This window comes from Pantoea sp. X85, assembly GCF_029623675.1.
Lineage (GTDB): Bacteria > Pseudomonadota > Gammaproteobacteria > Enterobacterales > Enterobacteriaceae > Pantoea > Pantoea leporis.
The window spans coordinates 2,712,681-2,731,036 of the sequence record NZ_CP121108.1; the positions used below are offsets into that span (position 1 = coordinate 2,712,681).

An 18,356-nucleotide genomic window follows, 5' to 3' on the forward strand; every position below is an offset into this window, starting at 1 on the left:
GATTCGCCCCCAACAGCCTGGACCGGAAAGCGCCAGGCTGGCAAATTGCTGACTCCATTTTTCAGACGGATGCGCAGTGAAAAAGCGGCAATCTGGCGTTACGCCCTACCACCATTGATGGAAATGGTGCACCGGCCCAATGCCTTTACCGACCTCCAGCGAATCGGCGTGCAGCAGCGCCTGTTGCAGCCACGCCTTGGCTTCAGCGACCGTCGCTGCCCAGCTATCATGGCGCGGACGCAACGCCGCCAGCGCGGCTGAAAGCGAGCATCCGGTGCCGTGCGTGTGGCGCGTATTGACGCGCGGCGCGGTAAAGCGCTGACGTCCGTCGCGGGTAATCAGCCAGTCCGGGCTTTCGGCATCGCTAAGATGTCCGCCCTTCATCAGCACCGCTTCGCAGCCAAGATCGAGCAGCGCATCGCCCTGCTGCAACATGGTTTTCTCATCCTGCGCCATCGCGCGTCCCAGCAGCGCGGCGGCTTCCGGCAGGTTTGGTGTGATCAGCGATACCTGCGGCAGCAGCAATTCGCGCACGCTCGCCACCGCATCCGGCGACAGCAGCGCATCGCCGCTTTTGGCAATCATCACCGTATCCAGCACCACAAACGGCAGGCTGGCCCGTTTCAGCCGCTCGGCGACCACCTCGACAATCGCGGTTTCGGACAGCATGCCTATCTTCGCAGCATCAATGCGCACATCATTCAGCACCGAATCGAGCTGTGCGCCAACAAAATCAGGTTCGATGCGATACACCGACTGCACGCCGCAGGTGTTCTGCGCCACCAGCGCGGTGATGACGCTGGTGCCATACGCGCCCAGCGCGGAGAAAGCTTTGAGGTCGGCCTGAATACCTGCGCCGCCGCTCGGATCGGTGCCAGCAATGGTCAATGCATTGATGCGTTTCATGCCTCGACCTCCAGCGTCCACAGCGTATCGAGGAAAGCAGCGGCAAAGCTGCCTGGCCCGGCGACCTGGCGCGCTGTCTGCTCACCCGTCAGCGACATCACGCGGCAGGCCGCAGCGACATGCTGCAGGCGATCGCCCGGCAAGCTGGTGCAGGCGGCAACCACCGCCGTCAACGCGCAGCCGGTGCCAACCACGCGCGTCATCAGCGGGCTGCCGCCGGGGATGGCGAATGTCTGCACGCCGTCAGTGACATAATCCACTTCACCGGTCACCGCCACAACGGTGTGGTAATCACGCGCCAGCTGCTGGGCAGCGCTTAACGCGATATCGGCCTGATGCAGACTGTCGACACCGCGTCCGCCGCTAGCCTGTTGCGCCAGTGCGAGAATTTCTGAAGCGTTACCGCGAATCGCCGCCGGTTGCAGGCTCAGTAACTGTTGACAGAATGTGGTGCGCAGCGTTAGTGCGCCGACCGCCACCGGATCCAGCGTCCACGGCGTGCCTGCGGTTTGCGCCGCTTGCACCGCCGCCCACATCGCATCACGACGTTCGCGCGTCAGCGTACCTACGTTTATCAACAACGCATCGGCAAAACCGGCAAACTGCGCCGCTTCTTCAGGATCGATCACCATCGCGGGCGAAGCTTGCAGTGCCAGCAGCACGTTGGCAGTAAAGGTTTGCACCACGTCATTGGTCATGCAGTGCACCAGCGGCGCTTGCTGACGCAGCAGTTGCAGAGAGTGCGCGAGTTGCGCGGGGGAAAGAAGGTCAGGCTGTTTCATAAGGCTCCCAACCGGCGATCAAGAAGGCGAATGCGGTCAGGCATCTGACTTCCCTACGCTGGCATTATCCAGATCAGGTCGGCGGGTGTATCTCAGCCCTGTATTAAAGGGGCACCCCGAGTCAAAACTACGTTGGCGAGCATAGGGAACAAGTTGGGGTAAAGCAAGTAAACGCCGCTTTCCTGGAATCTGGCTCACAAAGCAACAAATTACACATTCATGTAACTTATTGATAAAACGCCTTAAAACGACGCTTTTTTGCGTGCTGCGTCATACTTTGTAATAAATCCCATTGATAATTCGCGTCGCGAAAAATAGCATCCCCGGCAACTTGTTTTATGACGAAACAATACGGATTTGTTAATTGTTTATGGAAGCATCACGGAGGATTTGCTATGCGTCGGATTCCACGCGCGCCGCTCTCTGCGGCCATTGTCTCTGCCCTGTTTGCCGGCACTTTTGTGCCGGTTCCCTCCGCCCACGCCGTGGGTTTTGTCGAAGACGCCACTCTCTCTGGCAATCTGTTTTACTGGCAACGCCAGCGCGATCGCAAAGAGATGGATCCGCAAAAAGGCTCGTACGGTCAGTATGATGCCAATCTGCATCACGCCTCTGCGAATGCCAATCTCGACTTCTCATCCGGTTACGCCGGTGAGGTGATCGGCCTCGATCTGGCAGCGTTTGGCGCGCTGGAGTTAAGCAACGGCGGCCCGGCGGCACCGAATGAAATTGGTTTCAGCAATGCCCGTACGCGCTGGGATGAGGACTGGAGCGGAGATAAGAGCGGCTTAAGTCTCTATAAAGCCGCCATCAAGGCAAAATGGCAGGATAACTGGCTGCGCGCAGGCTATCTGCAGCCCACCGGGCAGACGCTGCTGGCACCGCACTGGAGCTTCCTGCCCGGCACCTATCGCGGCGTTGAGGCCGGCACCACCTTTGATTTTAGCGACGCCGGCGCCCTTTCCGTCTCCTGGATGTGGACTGACGAATACAAAGCGCCGTGGTATCGCGACATGTACAACTTCCGTAAAGCCGATGGCGTGACGGAGATTCCGTGGCTGCAATCCTTTGGTGCCAAATACGATTTTAAAAACGCGCTGGTGCTGGAAGGCGCCTACGGCCAGGCGGCAAATTACATGGATCAGTATTTTGCCAAAGCCTCTTATCAGCTGCCGCTGGCCGATGCACCGCTGCGCACCAGTTATCAATTTTATGGCGCGAAGGATCGTGACAACAGCGGCGTTGGCCAGGTGAACGATGTTTACGATGGCCTCGCGTGGCTGCAGGCGCTGACGTTCGGCTACACGCTCGGCGCGTTCGATTTCCGCCTCGAAGGCACATGGGTAAAAGCCGAGGGTAATCAGGGCTTCTTCCTGCAACGTATGACGCCGTCTTACGCCAGCTCGAATGGCCGCATGGACGTGTGGTGGGATTCTCGCTCAGACTGGAACGCCAACGGTGAGAAAGCGCTCTTCGCCGGTGTGATGGTGGATCTGGGACACTGGCAATTACCTGGCTGGCAAGTCGGTACATCGTACGCCTACGGTTGGGACGCGAAGCCTTCCACCAATCCCCTCTACGACCAAAATCAGCGCCTGAAAGAATCAGCGTGGAGCCTCGACCTGGTTTACACCATCCAGCAAGGCCGCGCCAAAGACACCCAATTCAAACTGCACTACACCCGCTACGACAATCACAGCGATCTTCCCAGCTATAGCGGCGGCTACGGCAACATCTTCCAGGACGAGAAAGACATCAAATTTATGGTCGTCGCGCCATTCACCCTGTTTTGACCCCGATCTGGCAGGAGCCAGAGACTTACCTCCGTGGAGAAGGATAACAACATGAAAAAGTTAAAAATCAGTTTACTGGCGCTGAGCGTGATGAGCCTTGCCGCCTGCAGTTCATCCCCGCGCAGTAATCAGCAGGTCGTCGATCAAATCAGTCATTTCGGCGTGCAGTATCAGGTCACTGACAACCAGGCGGCCGATCACGGCGTGAACTGCGCGAAACTCGGTGCCGATTGGGCATCCTGCAACACCGCTACCATCACGCTGACCAACAACGGTCCGGCGCTCACCAGTAAAAACTGGGCAATCTACATGAGCAACGTGCACGAAACGCTGCGGGTGGATAACGATCAGTTCAAAATGACCCATATCGTCGGCGATTTAACCCGTCTGGAACCGACGGAGAAATTCAAAGGTATCGCGGCGGGTGAGTCGATTGAGATCCCTATCGTCAATGAATACTGGCAGCTGTTTATCACCGACGTGATGCCGCGCTGGTATGTCACCGCCGCCAATGCCACGCCAAAAATTATCACCAGCACCGATACCGAAAACCTCAGCGACTTTGTTAAGCCGTTTGGCGGCCAATGGAAGCGCATTGCCGACGATAAAAACGTGCTAATGCTGCCGCAAAGTCGTTTCACAAAGAATGCCGATGTGGTGCAACTGCCTGCCAGCGCGCTGCGCGGACAAATCACCCCAACGCCGCGTTCGGTAAAAGTTCATGCGGCGGATGTCGATCTGAGCCGTGGCGTTGCCTTGCATCTTGAGGTATTGGCGGACAACCAGGCCGATGCGGTTAAACAGCGTTTCGATTTGATGGGGCTCAAACCGCAGTCAGCGGGTTATGACATTCATACCCGTATCGCCGTCAATCATTTCCACGGCGCAGAGGCGGTTTCCGGTGCTTATCAACTGCGCATCACACCGCGCGGCACCGATATCATTGGTTACGATCAAGCTGGCGTTTACTACGGCTTAATGTCGTTACTGTCGCTGGTGCCGGCTGAAGGTAAACCGATTATCGCCACGCTTGAAGCGAAAGACGCACCGCGCTTTGCCTATCGCGGTGCCTTCCTCGATGTGGCGCGTAATTTCCACAGCAAGCAAGCGGTGCTGCGCATGCTCGATCAAATGGCGGCATGGAAGATGAATAAATTCCACTTCCACCTGACCGATGACGAAGCCTGGCGTATCGAAATCCCCGGTCTGCCAGAGTTGACCGACGTAGGCAGTAAGCGTTGTCACGATCTGACTGAGCAGCAATGTCTTCTGCCGCAATTGGGCTCCGGTCCGTTCACGGATAACAACGGAACCGGACATTTCAGCCGCGCCGATTATATCGAGATCGTCAAATATGCGCAGGCGCGCAACATCGAAGTGATCCCGGAAATCGATATGCCCGCGCATGCACGCGCGGCGGTGATCTCTATGGAGGCGCGATATCAGCAACTGATGAAAGCGGGTAAACCGCAGCAGGCCAGTGAATATCGATTGGTGGATCCTACGGATACCTCGAATACCCGTTCCGTGCAGCTGTACGACCGCACCAGCTATCTCAATCCTTGCCTCGACTCCTCGAAGCGATTTGTCGATAAAGTGATGGGTGAAGTGCAGGCGATGCACCGCGAAGCCGGCCAACCGTTGACCACCTGGCACTTTGGCGGTGATGAAGCGAAAAACATTCGCCTCGGTAGCGGCTACAGCGATGTTAAGAACCCGAAAGCGGGAACGGGCATTTTAGACCAAAGCAAAGAGGACAAACCCTGGGCAAAATCTCAGGTCTGCCAGGCGGTGGTGAAATCCGGCAAGGTGGAAGATCTGGAGCACTTGCCAAGTCACTTCGCGCTGGAAGTGAGCAAGATGGTGAAAGCGCACGGCATTCCGGTGATGCAGGCCTGGCAGGATGGATTGAAAGATGCCACTGACGCGCACGCCTTCGCCACTTCGCGCGTACGCGTTAACTTCTGGGACACGCTCTATTGGGGCGGCTTTGACACCGCCAACGACTGGACGCTGAAAGATTATGAAGTGGTGATATCCAATCCGGATTACGTCTACATGGACTTCCCGTATGAGGTGAATCCTAACGAGCGCGGCTATTACTGGGGCACACGCTTCAGCGATGAGCGCAAGATGTTTGGCTTCGCGCCGGACAACCTGCCGCAGAACGCTGAAACCTCGGTGGATCGCGACGGGAAGACCTTTGATGCCACCTCGAATAAGCCGTGGTCAGGCGCATACGGCATTTCAGTACAGCTGTGGAGTGAAACCACGCGTACCGATCAGCAGATGGATTACATGGTATTCCCGCGCCTGCTGTCGGTGGCCGAACGCGGTTGGCATCGCGCGGAGTGGGAGCTGAATTATCAGCAAGGCCGCACCTTTAAAGGCGGTGAAACCCACTTCGTTAACCAGCAGCAGCGCAATCAGGACTGGCAGCGTTTCGCCAATCTGTTAGGCCAGCGTGAGTTGGGCAAGATGGATAAAGCCGGTATTCACTACCGTTTACCGGTGCCGGGGGCGCGCGTCGAGAATGGCATACTGACCATGAACATTGCGCTGCCGGGTCTGCCGCTGGAGTACAGCCTGGATAAGGGTAAGCGCTGGCAGCGTTATCAACCACATGCTAAACCGGCAATTACTGCTAGCGATAAAGTCTGGGTGCGTAGCGTGAGTCCGGATGGCAAACGCTTCAGCCGCGCTGAAGCACTTTAAAAACTTTCTGCCCCTCGCTGGAGTGCCTGGGGCGAACACTGACAAGGATGTCGATGAAACACTCAACCTTCTCTTTTTATGTTGTTGCGCTGGGTGCCGGTTTAAGCGGCGCCCTGTTCATTCCGACGCTCAGCTTATTTCTAGCCAGTGAACTTAACGTGGCAGCCTGGAAAATCGGCGCCTTCTTCAGCGTTAATGCGCTCAGCAGTATTGCGATGAGCTTACTGATTGCCCGTTATTCAGATCGTGTCACGCAGCGTCGCCCGCTACTGCTCTTGTGCTTATTCGCACAGGCGCTCAATGCGCTGCTGTTTATCTTCTGCCGCGATTATCTGCTGTTAATTTCGCTCGGTTCGCTGCTCAATGCTTGCGGCAGTGCGGCGATACCGCAACTGTTCGCGCTGGCACGGCAAACCCGCAGTGACAATGCTTTCAGCGCCATTTTACGCGCGCAATTTTCGCTGGCGTGGGTATTCGGCCCACCGCTGGCATTCTGGATTGTTCAGTTGGCCGGCTTCACCTGGCTTTATGCCGTCATGTTCGTGCTGTTACTGAGCGTGACGCTGCTGGCTGTCACCTTGCCGCCTGGCGAGCGGCTGGCAAGCGCTACTCCTGCAAAGCAACCGGACCGGCAGCCGCTGGGGCAAAACCTTTGCTTCCTGATGTTTGCCACCTTGCTGGTATGGAGCTGCAGCGCACTCTATCTGATTGCGTTTCCTTTGCATCTGGCAGAACAGCCAACCTTGTCTGCCGACTGGAGTGGCGTGCTTTTTGGCCTCGCCGCGGCGCTGGAAATACCGATCATGCTGCTCAGCGCCAGCATGCTCAAACGCTGGGGTAAGAAAACGCAAATGCAGGCAGCCATGCTGTGCGGCATGATGTTTTATGTGGGAATTTACTTCAGTCAAAGTTTTATCCCACTGATGTTACTGCAAATTTTCAATGCCATTTTCATCGCTATCATCGCTACCGTTGGCATGTTCTGGTTTCAGGATTTACTGCAACATCGTCAGGGAATGGCGGCCACGCTGTATACCAATTCGATGTCCATCGGCGTGCTGCTGGCTGGCGTTTTACAGGGAATTATCACCACCGTCTCACCGCTGGCCATCTGGCCGGCAGCCTGTGTGCTGTTGGTGATGTCATTACTACTGATAACAAAGGTCGACAATGTTTAAACACCCTCATTCGTCGCGCACCGCTGCGCGCAACAAAACACATGGAGTGTACGTAAATGAATGTCTTAATTACTGGCGGTGCGGGCTATATTGGCTCACACATTGCCCTTAGCCTGCTGCAGAAAAACCATCGTGTGATCGTGCTGGATAATTTGTGTAATAGCTCACCGCTGGCCTTAACGCGTGTCGAAGCGTTAAGCGGAAAGAAAATGACGTTTCATCAGGGCGATATTCGCCGCCGCGCCGATCTAAATCTGGTATTTAGCCATCAGCCGATTGATGCGGTTATTCATATGGCTGGGCTGAAATCGGTAAATGAATCGCTGCAGAAACCGGTGAAGTATTATCAAAACAATATTGCCGGAACGCTAATGCTGCTGGAAACCATGAAGCAGCATCAGGTGAAAAAACTTATTTTCAGCTCATCCGCCACGGTTTATGGCATTCCGGTAAAGATTCCGCTGTGTGAGAACTGTGATACCGGCAATACCACCAACCCTTATGGCGCCTCCAAATATATGGTGGAGAAGATCATGGGTGAAGTGGTTGATGCACAACCTGAGTTAGCCATTACCGCACTGCGCTATTTCAATCCTGCCGGCGCACATCCCTCCGGCCAGCTTGGTGAGCATCCTGAAGGGATTCCCAACAATTTGCTGCCCTATCTGTTTCAGGTTGCCAATGGACTAAGAAGCCATCTGCCGGTATTTGGTGATGACTATGCAACGCCCGACGGCACCGGCGTGCGCGACTACATCCACGTGATGGATTTAGCCGAAGGTCATATTCAGGCGCTAAATCATCTCAAACCGGGCTATCGCCATTACAACCTGGGTACCGGACAAGGCTACTCGGTGCTGGAAATCGTGCAGATGTTTGAACAGGTGAGCGGCCGAAGCGTGCCGCTCGATATGCGCCCGCGTCGTCCCGGCGATGTCGCCATCTGCTTATCCGATCCCGGTCAGGCGAAAAAAGAACTGGGCTGGCAAGCAACTCGCGGCCTCGAAGACATGCTGCGCGACGCATGGCGCTGGCATACGCAGAATCCGCAAGGCTATGTTGCTCAACCAGCCGGGAGCGAAATCTGATGATGACGCGCGAAACGTTTTTACCTCATTACGAACGCCAACTCGCCGCGCTTAAAAAGCGCTTTACCTATCCCGCGACAGCAGACTGGCAACAAGCGTTACGGCAGTTTAAACAGTGGCAAGTGGAACATCAGCCGCACGAGGTGTGCGTTGCGGAACTCTCTTCGATGTTCGCGGTGCCCACCAGCCGACTGACAGGTAATGAATGCACGCTCCATCGCGTCTGGCTCGGCGGACCATCACCACTCAACGTCAACCGCACCATTGCCCAATGGCAACGCGCGATAGAAGCCAGTCGCAGTGATTTCCGGCAAACGCTATGGGTGTGGAATGCACAGCATCTGGCGGCAGAGGATCGCTTCGTCGCTCAGCAGGGAAATAGCCCCTTTCATGCTGGCACGCTGTTTCTGCCTGATGCGCTGGTGCAGGTCAACAGCCTGAGCGCACTGATGCAGTCATTTGATGGCGCCCTGATCGATGTGCTGCAGCAACTGCATGATAAGCGCTATTACGCTACGCTCTCTGACTTCTTCCGCCTGGCGATTCTCAATCGGTGCGGCGGCGTTTATATGGATGCCGATACACTTCCCGCTCAGCCTGCGACGCTGTTTCTCTGTCATCCTGAACTGCCTGATTTTACGGCAGAACAGCAGCAAATAAATTGGCTGAATCTCTTCACCGATGAAACCGGCATGATCATCAGTCATCAAAACAATCCGGTGTTGCAGAATTTACAACGGCAGCTCAGTGCGGTGTATCGCGGCTGGCCTCAGCCAATTCCAGCAAAAACGCCGGAAAGCGAACGCGCCATCTTCGAACCTTTTTACCAGTTATGGTGCGAGCAATTGCAGGTCACGCAGCTCAGCCATCAGGATTTCAGCCGGTTTGCCGTATGGGGTTTTGATGTTCAGCAGCATCGCGTGAGCGGGATTAAAGGCATGCGCCTGACTGAGGATATTCTCAGCGGTGAACGTCGCCCGCTGAGTGGTGAAGAGCAGCAGCATTATCAGCATACGATTACTCAGCTAGCACAACGCGACTGGCAATTAAGCGATCCTCTGCAGTTAGGTGAACTGGTACCTTTGCTTTCTGAATGCGATATCCTGCAAATTGCTTATGCGCCGCAGCTGCGTGCTGAAATTCCCTATTATCACTATTACGGCGTGCTCTCTCAGGATCCGCAACTGGATAAAGTGAATGCATTATTCAGCGATTTTTTAATTGCGCTTACCGCAAAGAATATTAAAGCAGGTGATTTCTGGCAGCCGATTGATGGTCAGAAAGTGTCGCCACTGATCTTCAAACCGGGAAGTATTACAGACAAGCAAGAACAGCTCGCGATGGCGAAATTAATTTTCACCACCAGCTATCTGGAATACTGCTCGGTCGATAATATTTATGCCACTGATATAACCACCCTACAGCAGCGGCAAAATATCCAGCCTTTCCTGCAACAGATTGCCGTGATTTATAATCCGCAGGGAAAAATGGTGGGTTTCGTTAACGCTGCGCCGATTCAGGATTACGATCACATCAAGGTGCAATATGGCTATCGTCAGGAGGTTTTTCCACTGGATGTGGCTTACGACAGTTTCGTGAATCAGCATCGCCAGCCGGACGATTTCTTCATTTGCAGCGTGGCGCTGCAGCCCGAGGAACAGGGAAAAGGCTATTTCAATCAAATTTTGTCAAAGCTTAAGGATCAAGCCAAACAGCAAAAAATGCGCCGCATCACCTTATGCGTCTGGCAATCGAACCCGGCAGCTATGATCTATCGCAAGAAAGGTTTTAAGGTGGTGAGCAGAATGAAACAGGAGGTTGCACGGTTTAGTGATGAAATCGTGTTTATGGCGCTAATGCTGTAATCCTTCCGCGATCAAATAATCCGGTGCGAATCTATTTTTATTCGCACCGGAAGCAACAGAAGCGCGGTGAAATAAGCAAAGTTTTAATCACCTTGATACTTATCAAATTTATTAGGCCAGAAAACGGGCCTAATTGCGCTCCGGATTTGAAGATAAACACCGCCCACTCCATTCCGGTAGCGATAATGAAATTAAAATTCTTCAGCTTTATTCCGCATGCACACAAATGGCATAACATCCGTATTTCCCGCAAAGGCGCTATTTCTCCCACCGGGCGAGCCTACTTCTCAACTCATGTTGAAGCACAATGTAAAGGCTGTGGCAAACGGCTGCATAAAATCTATTACCGCGATATTAGCGATGCGCAAGCCATACGCTGGTTAGGCTAATCATTGTTTCTAAATAAAAAAAAGCCCCGCAACATGCGTTGCAGGGCTATTGCGTGGCTATCGCAAAACTTATTCAGCCGGTTTGGTGCGAATCAGATAATCAAAGGCGCTGAGTGAGGCTTTCGCGCCTTCACCGCTGGCGATGATGATCTGCTTGTACGGCACCGTAGTGCAGTCGCCTGCGGCAAACACGCCTTTCAGGCTGGTTTCGCACTTGGCATCAATGATGATTTCGCCCATCTTGTTGCGCTCAACCGCACCTTCCAGGAAGGTGGTGTTCGGCAGCAAACCAATCTGCACGAAGATGCCGCTCAGCGCGATTTCGTGGCTGCTCTGATTGTTACGGTCAATGTAGGTCAGGCTGGTAACTTTGCTGCCGTCGCCTTTCACTTCGGTGGTCTGTGCGTTCAGAATTACATCGACGTTTTTCAGACTGCGCAGTTTGTCCTGCAGCACTTTGTCGGCGCGCATTTCGCTGGCAAATTCCAGCAGCGTCACGTGCTCAACAATACCGGCCAAATCGATTGCCGCTTCCACGCCTGAGTTACCGCCGCCGATCACCGCGGTGCGTTTGCCTTTAAACAGCGGGCCGTCGCAGTGCGGGCAATAAGTTACGCCCTTGGTGCGATACTGCTCTTCGCCCGGTACGCCCATGTTGCGCCAGCGTGCGCCGGTAGCAATGATGATGCTGCGGGATTTCAGTACTGCGCCAGATGCGGTTTCAATTGCGTGCAGACCGCCCTCTTTCGCCGCCGGAATCAGCTTGATGGCGCTCTGGGTATCAATCACATCAACATCGTAATCATCAACGTGGGCACGCAGAGAACCGGCCAGCTTCGCGCCTTCGGTTTTTGGTACGGAGATGTAGTTTTCAATGTCTACGGTGTCCAGCACCTGACCACCGAAACGCTCGCCCATCAGGCCAGTACGGATGCCTTTACGTGCCGAGTAGATGGCCGCTGCTGCGCCCGCCGGGCCGCTGCCGACGATCAGCACTTCGTAGGCTTCACGTTTGTTCAGCTCTTCCGCCGCGCGCTTGTCGGCGTTGGTGTCCACTTTACCGACGATTTCCGCCAGGCTCAGACGGCCCTGACCGAACTCTTTACCGTTGAGGAATACCGCCGGCACGCCCATCACGTTGCGCTCGGTGATTTCGTTCTGGAACATACCGCCGTCAATCGCGGTATGGCTGATACGCGGGTTCAGCACCGCCATCAGGTTCAGCGCCTGTACCACGTCAGGACAGTTGTGGCACGACAGGGAATAATAAGTTTCGAAGTGGAAGTCGCCTTCCAAAGCCACAACCTGATCCAGCAGGCTCTGCGCTTCTTTCGAAGGGTGTCCACCGGTTTGCAGCAGGGCTAAAACCAGTGAAGTAAATTCGTGACCCATTGGCGAACCGGCAAAGCGCGGACCGCTCTGGCTGCCTGGGTTAGTGATCAGGAAAGAGGGTTTACGCACCGGACGATCGTTCTCTTCGCGGAAGCTGACTTTGTCTGACAAGCCCGCGATATCGGCCAACAGAGAGCGAATCTCTGCCGATTTGGCGCCATCATCCAATGTGGCAATCAACTCAACCGGTTTCGTTAGTTTCTCAAGGTAAGCCTTGAGTTGGGATTTTAAATTGGTGTCGAGCATAGTGAGTTCCTGTCATGAAAATCGGGTGCCGTAGCACCCGATAGAGAAAGATCGAATGGCAGCTAACTTAGATTTTGCCAACCAGGTCCAGTGATGGAGCCAGAGTTGCTTCGCCTTCTTTCCATTTTGCCGGGCAAACTTCACCTGGGTGAGAAGCAACGTACTGAGCGGCTTTCACTTTACGGATCAGGTCAGATGCGTCACGGCCAATGCCTTCTGCAGTGATTTCGATCGCCTGGATGATGCCTTGCGGGTCAACGATGAAGGTACCGCGGTCTGCCAGACCTTCGTCTTCGCGCATGATTTCGAAGTTACGGGTCAGCGCGCCAGTTGGGTCACCGATCATTGCGTATTTGATTTTCGCGATGGTGTCAGAAGAACCGTGCCAGGCTTTGTGGGTAAAGTGCGTGTCAGTAGAAACAGAGTAGATATCTACACCCAGTTTCTGGAACTCTTCGTGATGGTCTGCAACGTCACCCAGTTCGGTTGGGCATACGAAGGTGAAGTCAGCCGGGTAGAAGAAGAAAACACTCCATTTACCTTCAACGTCTTTCTCGGTGACTTCGATGAATTCGCCGTTTTTGAACGCTGCGTTTTTAAATGGTTTGATCTTGGTATTAATGATGGACATGGTGACCTCCGTTAAAAGATGTGATGCAGGCTACAGAATTTTCGGGCCAACTTCTAATATGCAGACGTTATCAATCAGATAACCAAAAGCTATCAAAGCGCCGACACCTGATTTCATGCGGCTCGCGGAGGCATTCTACACAAAAAGGGCGCGGTTCTGTCAGGCTTTATCTTTTTGCGGTGAAACTGCTACTTTTATTCAAATACCTAACTGACGGAGCAAATAGGTGCACATACGTTTTTTTGACGAAGCCGATCGACCTTTTCTGCGCACACTGTATCTTGCCGCGCGACGCCATAACTGGACGTGGCTGGATGGCGATGATTGGCAGTTAGAAGATTTCGATGCGGTGATTTTGGGCGAAACCGTGCTGGTCGCTGAACTGAATGGGCATCGCGTGGGGTTTGCGGCGGTGCTGGATAATGACAACTTCCTGCATAGTCTGTATGTCGACCCCGATGCGCAGGGACAAGGCGTGGGCAGCGCGCTGTTAGAAAAAGTGCAATCGCGATTTAGCTCGACGGGCGCCTTAAAATGCCTGCAACAGAATCAGGCGGCGATGGATTTTTATCTCAAACACGGCTGGCGGCGCGAAGCGGTTGGCGAGAGCGAGCAGGGAAAATATGTGCTGATGCATTTTCCGCTGGCGACGCGCACCAGCGGAACTGGAAGGCGTTAAACGGCGCGGAACGCGATATCGCCAGGGATAATCTCTCCCTGCCAATAGAGCTGCGCTGCAACGCGACCCGCCAGTTGGCGGTAGAGCGCGGTGAAATCACTGTCCGGACGGCGCACCACGGTCGGTTCGCCATCATCCAGATCTTCACGCAGCGTAATGTGCAGCGGCAACTGGGCCAGCAAACGGGTACTGTAATCTTCCACCAGCTTCTGCGCACCGCCGGTGCCGAAAATCGGCTCGTGATGTCCGCATTGGCTACAAATGTGCATGCTCATATTCTCGATCACGCCCAGCACCGGCACGCTCACTTTCTCGAACATCACCATCCCTTTACGCGCGTCAATCAAGGCGATGTCCTGCGGCGTGGTGACCACCAGCGCGCCGGTCACCGGCACGTTTTGCGCCAGCGTCAGCTGAATATCGCCGGTACCTGGCGGCATATCGAGGATCAGATAATCGAGATCCGGCCACAGGGTTTCGTTGAGCAGCTGCATCAGGGCTTTGCTGGCCATTGGACCACGCCACACCATGGCGTTGTCGTCGGTGACCAGATAACCAATCGAATTGGTTGCCAGGCCGTGCGCCATAATCGGTGCCATGTGCGTGCCATCCGGCGAGGTGGGACGCTGATTTTCGGTGCCGAGCATATTAGGGATCGACGGACCGTAAATATCCGCATCGAGAATCCCCACGCGCGCGCCTTCAGCGATCAGCGCCAGCGCCATGTTCACAGCGGTGCTGGATTTGCCCACGCCACCTTTGCCAGAACTCACGGCGATGATGTTCTTCACACCGGTCGCGCCCGGATGGTTTTTCACCCGCTTCAGCGTGGCGATGTCGTGGCGCAGTCGCCAGTCAATGGCGCTGGCATCCGTCAGGCGCAACAGTTCGGCGCTGGTTTGCGCTTTCAGCTCTTCAAAAGCGCTGGCCCACGCGAACGGCATCACCAGCTCGATATGCAGCTTGTCATCCAGCAGCGCGACATGGCGCAGGGCTTTCAGCGTGGTCAGGTTATGTTGCAGCGTCGGATGTTCAAAGTCACTCAACACGCCGATAACCAATGCTCGCAGCGCCTCAGGTGAATGATGTTGCTGGGATTGTGAAGTCATCCCCTCTCCTTGTTTATTCATCACGCCAGATTGCGGCGGTGTCTGTTCAATAATATCAGATAGGCGCTAAAAGTGACGTGGATGTCCAGCTGTGTTTACGCCAGAGGGTGCTTCGGTTAACATCTAACACCGATTTTTCTTCAACGGAACGCTACGCAAACATGACTCAAGTCGCTAAAAAAATTCTGGTAACGTGCGCACTGCCGTACGCAAACGGTTCAATCCATCTCGGTCACATGCTTGAACACATTCAGGCTGACATTTGGGTCCGTTACCAGCGAATGCGTGGCAACCAGGTTCACTTTATCTGTGCAGACGACGCTCACGGCACGCCTATCATGCTGAAAGCTCAGCAGCTTGGCATCGCGCCGGAGCAGATGATCGCGGAGATGAAGCAGGAGCACGAAACGGATTTTGCTGGCTTCAATATCAGCTACGACAACTATCACTCGACGCACGGTGACGAAAACCGTCAGCTGTCCGAGCTGATTTATGGTCGCCTGAAAGAGAACGGCTTCATTAAAAACCGCACTATTTCGCAGCTGTACGATCCTGAGAAAGGCATGTTCCTGCCGGACCGTTTCGTCAAAGGCACCTGCCCGAAATGTAAGTCACCGGATCAATATGGCGATAACTGCGAAGTGTGCAGCGCGACCTACAGCCCAACCGAGCTGATCGACCCGAAATCAGTGGTCTCAGGCGCGACGCCGGTGCTGCGCGATTCCGAGCACTTCTTCTTTGATCTGCCCTCTTTCAGCGCGATGCTGCAAGCGTGGACGCGTTCAGGCGCACTGCAAGAGCAGGTGGCTAACAAGATGCAAGAGTGGTTCGAGTCTGGCTTGCAGCAGTGGGATATCTCCCGCGATGCGCCTTACTTCGGCTTCGAAATCCCTGGCGCGCCGGGCAAATACTTCTACGTCTGGCTGGATGCGCCAATCGGTTACATGGGTTCATTCAAAAACCTGTGCGACAAACGCGGCGATATCGATTTCGACGAGTTCTGGAAGAAAGATTCCACTACTGAGCTGTATCACTTCATCGGTAAAGACATCGTCTATTTCCACAGCCTGTTCTGGCCAGCGATGCTTGAAGGCAGCAACTTCCGCAAGCCAACCAATCTGTTCGTACACGGTTATGTGACGGTGAACGGCGCGAAGATGTCTAAATCGCGCGGCACCTTTATTAAAGCCAGCACCTGGTTGCAGCATCTGGATGCCGATAGCCTGCGTTATTACTACGCAGCCAAGCTCTCTTCACGCATCGACGACATCGACCTGAATCTGGAAGATTTCGTGCAGCGCGTGAATGCAGACGTGGTGAACAAAGTGGTGAACCTGGCGTCACGTAATGCCGGCTTCCTGACCAAACGCTTTGGCGGCAAGCTGGCGAGTGAACTGGCCGATCCCGCGCTGTATCAAACCTTTGTGGAGGCCTCAGAGAAGATTGGCGAAGCCTGGGCCAGCCGCGAATATAACCGCGCTATCCGTGAAATCATGGCGCTGGCCGATCTGGCCAACCGCTATGTCGATGAGCAGGCACCTTGGGTGGTAGCAAAGCAAGAAGGCCGCGATGCCGACCTGCAGGCGATTTGCTCCATGGGCATTAACCTGTTCCGCGTCTTGATGACCTGGCTGAAGCCAGTGCTGCCATCTTTGAGCGAGCGTGCCGAAGCCTTCCTGCAGAGCGAGCTGAGCTGGGATGCAATTACCCAACCGCTGCTGGATCATGAAGTGGCGCCGTTCAAAGCGCTGTATGGCCGTATCGAAATGACCAAAGTTGATGCACTGATTGAGGCCTCGAAAGAAGATGCGGCGGCGGCGAATAAGCCTGCAGCAACTGGTCCGCTGGCTGATGCGCCAATTGGCGACACCATCACCATTGATGATTTTGCCAAGGTCGATATGCGCGTGGCGCTGATCGAGAAAGCGGAGCTGGTTGAGGGTTCTGACAAGCTGCTGCGTCTGGAGCTGGATTTGGGTGGCGAGAAGCGTCAGATTTTCTCTGGCATTCGCGCTGCGTATCCGGATCCGTCGGTGCTGGTTGGCAAGATGACCATCATCGTCGCCAACCTCGCGCCGCGTAAAATGCGCTTCGGTATTTCCGAAGGTATGGTGCTGTCAGCGGGTCCAGGCGGCAAAGACCTGTTTGTGCTGTCCGTTGATAGCGGCGCAGTACCGGGCATGCCGGTTAAGTAACGGATTTCGTTGCCCTCACCCTAACCCTCTCCCGGGTGTACAGTCCGGGGACATTGTGAACACTTGTTCGGGGACATGGTAGACACTTACAACTAAGGCATAAGAACCCGTTTATGGAGTCGCTTATGTCCTGGGATGCGAGAGATACCATGTCATTACGTAAAGAGTTTGTTCTGTTCGCCTCGCAAGACGGGGCGAACATTCGCGCACTCTGCCGTCACTACGGCATTTCTTCCGCCACTGCCTACAAGTGGCTTCGCCGCTGGGCTGAAGAGGGAGAATCCGGTCTTGAGGACCGCCCCTGCATACCCCATCACTCTCCCAACCGCTCGTCTGACGACATCACTGACCTGCTTCGTATGGCGCATGAACTTCATCAGCACTGGGGCGCGCGCAAGATAAAGCGCTGGCTCGAAGACCGCGGACACCGCATGCCCGCCTTCAGCACCGTCCACAGCCTGATGGCCCGCCACGACCTGCTGCCGGGCTCAGCTCCGGGTGTCCCGGCCACGGGCCGGTTTGAACATGCGGCCCCGAACCAGCTCTGGCAGATGGATTTCAAGGGGCATTTTCCCTTTGGCGGCGGCCGCTGCCACCCGCTTACCCTCCTTGACGATCACTCCCGCTTCTCGCTTTGCCTCGTACACTGCGCTGATGAGCGGCGTGAGACGGTGCAGAAGCAGCTGGTCAGAGTCTTTGAACGTTACGGCCTGCCGGACCGGATGACGATGGATAACGGTTCACCGTGGGGCGACACTACCGGGACCTGGACGGCCGTCGAGCTGTGGCTTATGCGACAGGGTATCCGGGTGGGGCACTCCCGGCCTTATCATCCGCAGACGCAGGGCAAGCTGGAGCGCTTTCACCGCAGCCTGAAGGCTGAAGTGCTGCAGGGGAAGTGGTTCGCGGACGACGGTGAGCTGCAGCGCGCCTTCGATCACTGGCGGACGGTTTATAACCTTGAACGCCCGCATGAGGCGCTGGATATGGCGGTGCCGGCGTCGCGCTATCAGCCATCGGCTCGGCAGTACAGCGCCAGCGTAACGTCAGCGGAATACGACGAGGGCGTGATGGTCAGGAAGGTAGATATCAGTGGGAAGCTGAGTATAAAAGGCCTGAGTCTGAAGGCAGGCAAGGCGTTCAGGGGAGAGCACGTTGGCCTGAAGGAGATGCAGGAAGACGGGTGCTACGAGTTATGGTGGTACAGCACAAAAGTGGGGGTGATCGACCTGAAGAAAAAGTCGATCACCATGGGTAAAGGATGTTAAAAAGTGTTCACCATGTCCCCGAACACCTGTCTACCATGTCCCCGGACTGTACACCCGCGCGCGGGAGAGGGAACCGTTCAAAGCAGCCATTTAATTTTTCACTCCATTTTTGTTAGCCTG

14 protein-coding genes and 1 riboswitch are annotated in these 18,356 nt (G+C 55.0%); of the genes, 9 read left to right on the forward strand and 5 right to left on the reverse strand.

Annotated elements, in window-relative coordinates:
- Nucleotides 1-105 precede the first annotated feature (105 nt).
- Both thiD and thiM read right to left on the reverse strand, forming a co-directional pair.
- Complete coding sequence (gene thiD, locus P6287_RS12565; protein ID WP_137386135.1) at nucleotides 106-906, reverse strand: bifunctional hydroxymethylpyrimidine kinase/phosphomethylpyrimidine kinase; 801 nt, start codon at nucleotides 904-906, stop codon at nucleotides 106-108.
- Entirely contained in the window at nucleotides 903-1,688 is a 786-nt protein-coding gene (gene thiM, locus P6287_RS12570; RefSeq protein ID WP_277973807.1) for a hydroxyethylthiazole kinase, read from the reverse strand. The genes thiD and thiM overlap by 4 nt, the downstream gene beginning before the upstream one ends.
- Nucleotides 1,689-1,721: 33 nt before the next feature.
- Nucleotides 1,722-1,817: riboswitch (TPP riboswitch) on the reverse strand.
- 266 nt (nucleotides 1,818-2,083) lie between these two features.
- Between thiM and P6287_RS12575 the strand changes: the two genes are divergently transcribed.
- From P6287_RS12575 to P6287_RS12600, 6 genes are all read left to right on the forward strand, one after another.
- Nucleotides 2,084-3,481: an OprD family outer membrane porin gene (locus P6287_RS12575; RefSeq protein WP_192233354.1), complete on the forward strand. Its 1,398-nt coding sequence runs from the start codon at nucleotides 2,084-2,086 to the stop codon at nucleotides 3,479-3,481.
- 51 nt (nucleotides 3,482-3,532) lie between these two features.
- Complete coding sequence (locus P6287_RS12580) at nucleotides 3,533-6,196, forward strand: beta-N-acetylhexosaminidase (RefSeq protein WP_192411516.1); 2,664 nt, start codon at nucleotides 3,533-3,535, stop codon at nucleotides 6,194-6,196.
- A 53-nt stretch (nucleotides 6,197-6,249) separates the two neighbouring features.
- A complete protein-coding gene (locus P6287_RS12585; protein WP_192411515.1) occupies nucleotides 6,250-7,374 on the forward strand; it encodes a sugar efflux transporter in 1,125 nt (374 codons plus the stop codon).
- 56 nt (nucleotides 7,375-7,430) lie between these two features.
- The gene (galE, locus tag P6287_RS12590; protein WP_277973808.1) at nucleotides 7,431-8,462 is read left to right on the forward strand and encodes a UDP-glucose 4-epimerase GalE; all 1,032 of its coding nucleotides are present in this window, start codon (nucleotides 7,431-7,433) and stop codon (nucleotides 8,460-8,462) included.
- Nucleotides 8,462-10,327, forward strand: coding sequence for a GNAT family N-acetyltransferase (locus tag P6287_RS12595; RefSeq protein WP_192411513.1), 1,866 nt, complete (start codon nucleotides 8,462-8,464; stop codon nucleotides 10,325-10,327). Before galE ends, P6287_RS12595 begins: the two co-directional genes overlap by 1 nt.
- A 185-nt stretch (nucleotides 10,328-10,512) precedes the next feature.
- On the forward strand, nucleotides 10,513-10,716 hold the full coding sequence (locus tag P6287_RS12600) for a hypothetical protein (RefSeq protein ID WP_277973809.1): 204 nt from the start codon (nucleotides 10,513-10,515) through the stop codon (nucleotides 10,714-10,716).
- A gap of 69 nt (nucleotides 10,717-10,785) precedes the next feature.
- Here P6287_RS12600 and ahpF read toward each other — a convergent pair whose 3' ends face one another.
- On the reverse strand, nucleotides 10,786-12,354 hold the full coding sequence (gene ahpF / locus P6287_RS12605; protein ID WP_192233344.1) for an alkyl hydroperoxide reductase subunit F: 1,569 nt from the start codon (nucleotides 12,352-12,354) through the stop codon (nucleotides 10,786-10,788).
- A gap of 67 nt (nucleotides 12,355-12,421) precedes the next feature.
- Nucleotides 12,422-12,985, reverse strand: a complete 564-nt coding sequence (ahpC, locus tag P6287_RS12610) for an alkyl hydroperoxide reductase subunit C (RefSeq protein ID WP_101763328.1) — start codon at nucleotides 12,983-12,985, stop codon at nucleotides 12,422-12,424.
- A gap of 226 nt (nucleotides 12,986-13,211) precedes the next feature.
- Between ahpC and P6287_RS12615 the strand changes: the two genes are divergently transcribed.
- Nucleotides 13,212-13,664, forward strand: coding sequence for a GNAT family N-acetyltransferase (locus P6287_RS12615; RefSeq protein ID WP_110866620.1), 453 nt, complete (start codon nucleotides 13,212-13,214; stop codon nucleotides 13,662-13,664).
- On the opposite strand, the gene apbC is transcribed toward P6287_RS12615, so the two are convergent.
- Nucleotides 13,661-14,773, reverse strand: coding sequence for an iron-sulfur cluster carrier protein ApbC (gene apbC, locus P6287_RS12620; RefSeq protein ID WP_110866619.1), 1,113 nt, complete (start codon nucleotides 14,771-14,773; stop codon nucleotides 13,661-13,663). The genes P6287_RS12615 and apbC overlap by 4 nt on opposite strands.
- A 161-nt stretch (nucleotides 14,774-14,934) precedes the next feature.
- Here apbC and metG point away from each other — a divergent pair, with 161 nt between their 5' ends.
- Nucleotides 14,935-16,968 (forward strand): methionine--tRNA ligase, encoded by a 2,034-nt coding sequence (gene metG / locus P6287_RS12625; protein ID WP_210081971.1) that lies wholly within the window; start codon nucleotides 14,935-14,937, stop codon nucleotides 16,966-16,968.
- A gap of 113 nt (nucleotides 16,969-17,081) precedes the next feature.
- Entirely contained in the window at nucleotides 17,082-18,236 is a 1,155-nt protein-coding gene (locus P6287_RS12630) for an IS481 family transposase (protein WP_277973810.1), read from the forward strand.
- Nucleotides 18,237-18,356 lie beyond the last annotated feature (120 nt).

Coding starts and splice junctions, on each gene's coding strand:
- ahpC (WP_101763328.1), bottom strand. CDS start 12,985: ATGTCCATCATTAATACCAAGATCAAACCATTTAAAAACGCAGCGTTC.
- galE (WP_277973808.1), top strand. CDS start 7,431: ATGAATGTCTTAATTACTGGCGGTGCGGGCTATATTGGCTCACACATT.
- P6287_RS12600 (WP_277973809.1), top strand. CDS start 10,513: ATGAAATTAAAATTCTTCAGCTTTATTCCGCATGCACACAAATGGCAT.
- P6287_RS12595 (WP_192411513.1), top strand. CDS start 8,462: ATGATGACGCGCGAAACGTTTTTACCTCATTACGAACGCCAACTCGCC.
- P6287_RS12585 (WP_192411515.1), top strand. CDS start 6,250: ATGAAACACTCAACCTTCTCTTTTTATGTTGTTGCGCTGGGTGCCGGT.
- apbC (WP_110866619.1), bottom strand. CDS start 14,773: ATGACTTCACAATCCCAGCAACATCATTCACCTGAGGCGCTGCGAGCA.
- thiM (WP_277973807.1), bottom strand. CDS start 1,688: ATGAAACAGCCTGACCTTCTTTCCCCCGCGCAACTCGCGCACTCTCTG.
- ahpF (WP_192233344.1), bottom strand. CDS start 12,354: ATGCTCGACACCAATTTAAAATCCCAACTCAAGGCTTACCTTGAGAAA.
- thiD (WP_137386135.1), bottom strand. CDS start 906: ATGAAACGCATCAATGCATTGACCATTGCTGGCACCGATCCGAGCGGC.
- P6287_RS12575 (WP_192233354.1), top strand. CDS start 2,084: ATGCGTCGGATTCCACGCGCGCCGCTCTCTGCGGCCATTGTCTCTGCC.
- P6287_RS12630 (WP_277973810.1), top strand. CDS start 17,082: ATGGAGTCGCTTATGTCCTGGGATGCGAGAGATACCATGTCATTACGT.
- metG (WP_210081971.1), top strand. CDS start 14,935: ATGACTCAAGTCGCTAAAAAAATTCTGGTAACGTGCGCACTGCCGTAC.
- P6287_RS12580 (WP_192411516.1), top strand. CDS start 3,533: ATGAAAAAGTTAAAAATCAGTTTACTGGCGCTGAGCGTGATGAGCCTT.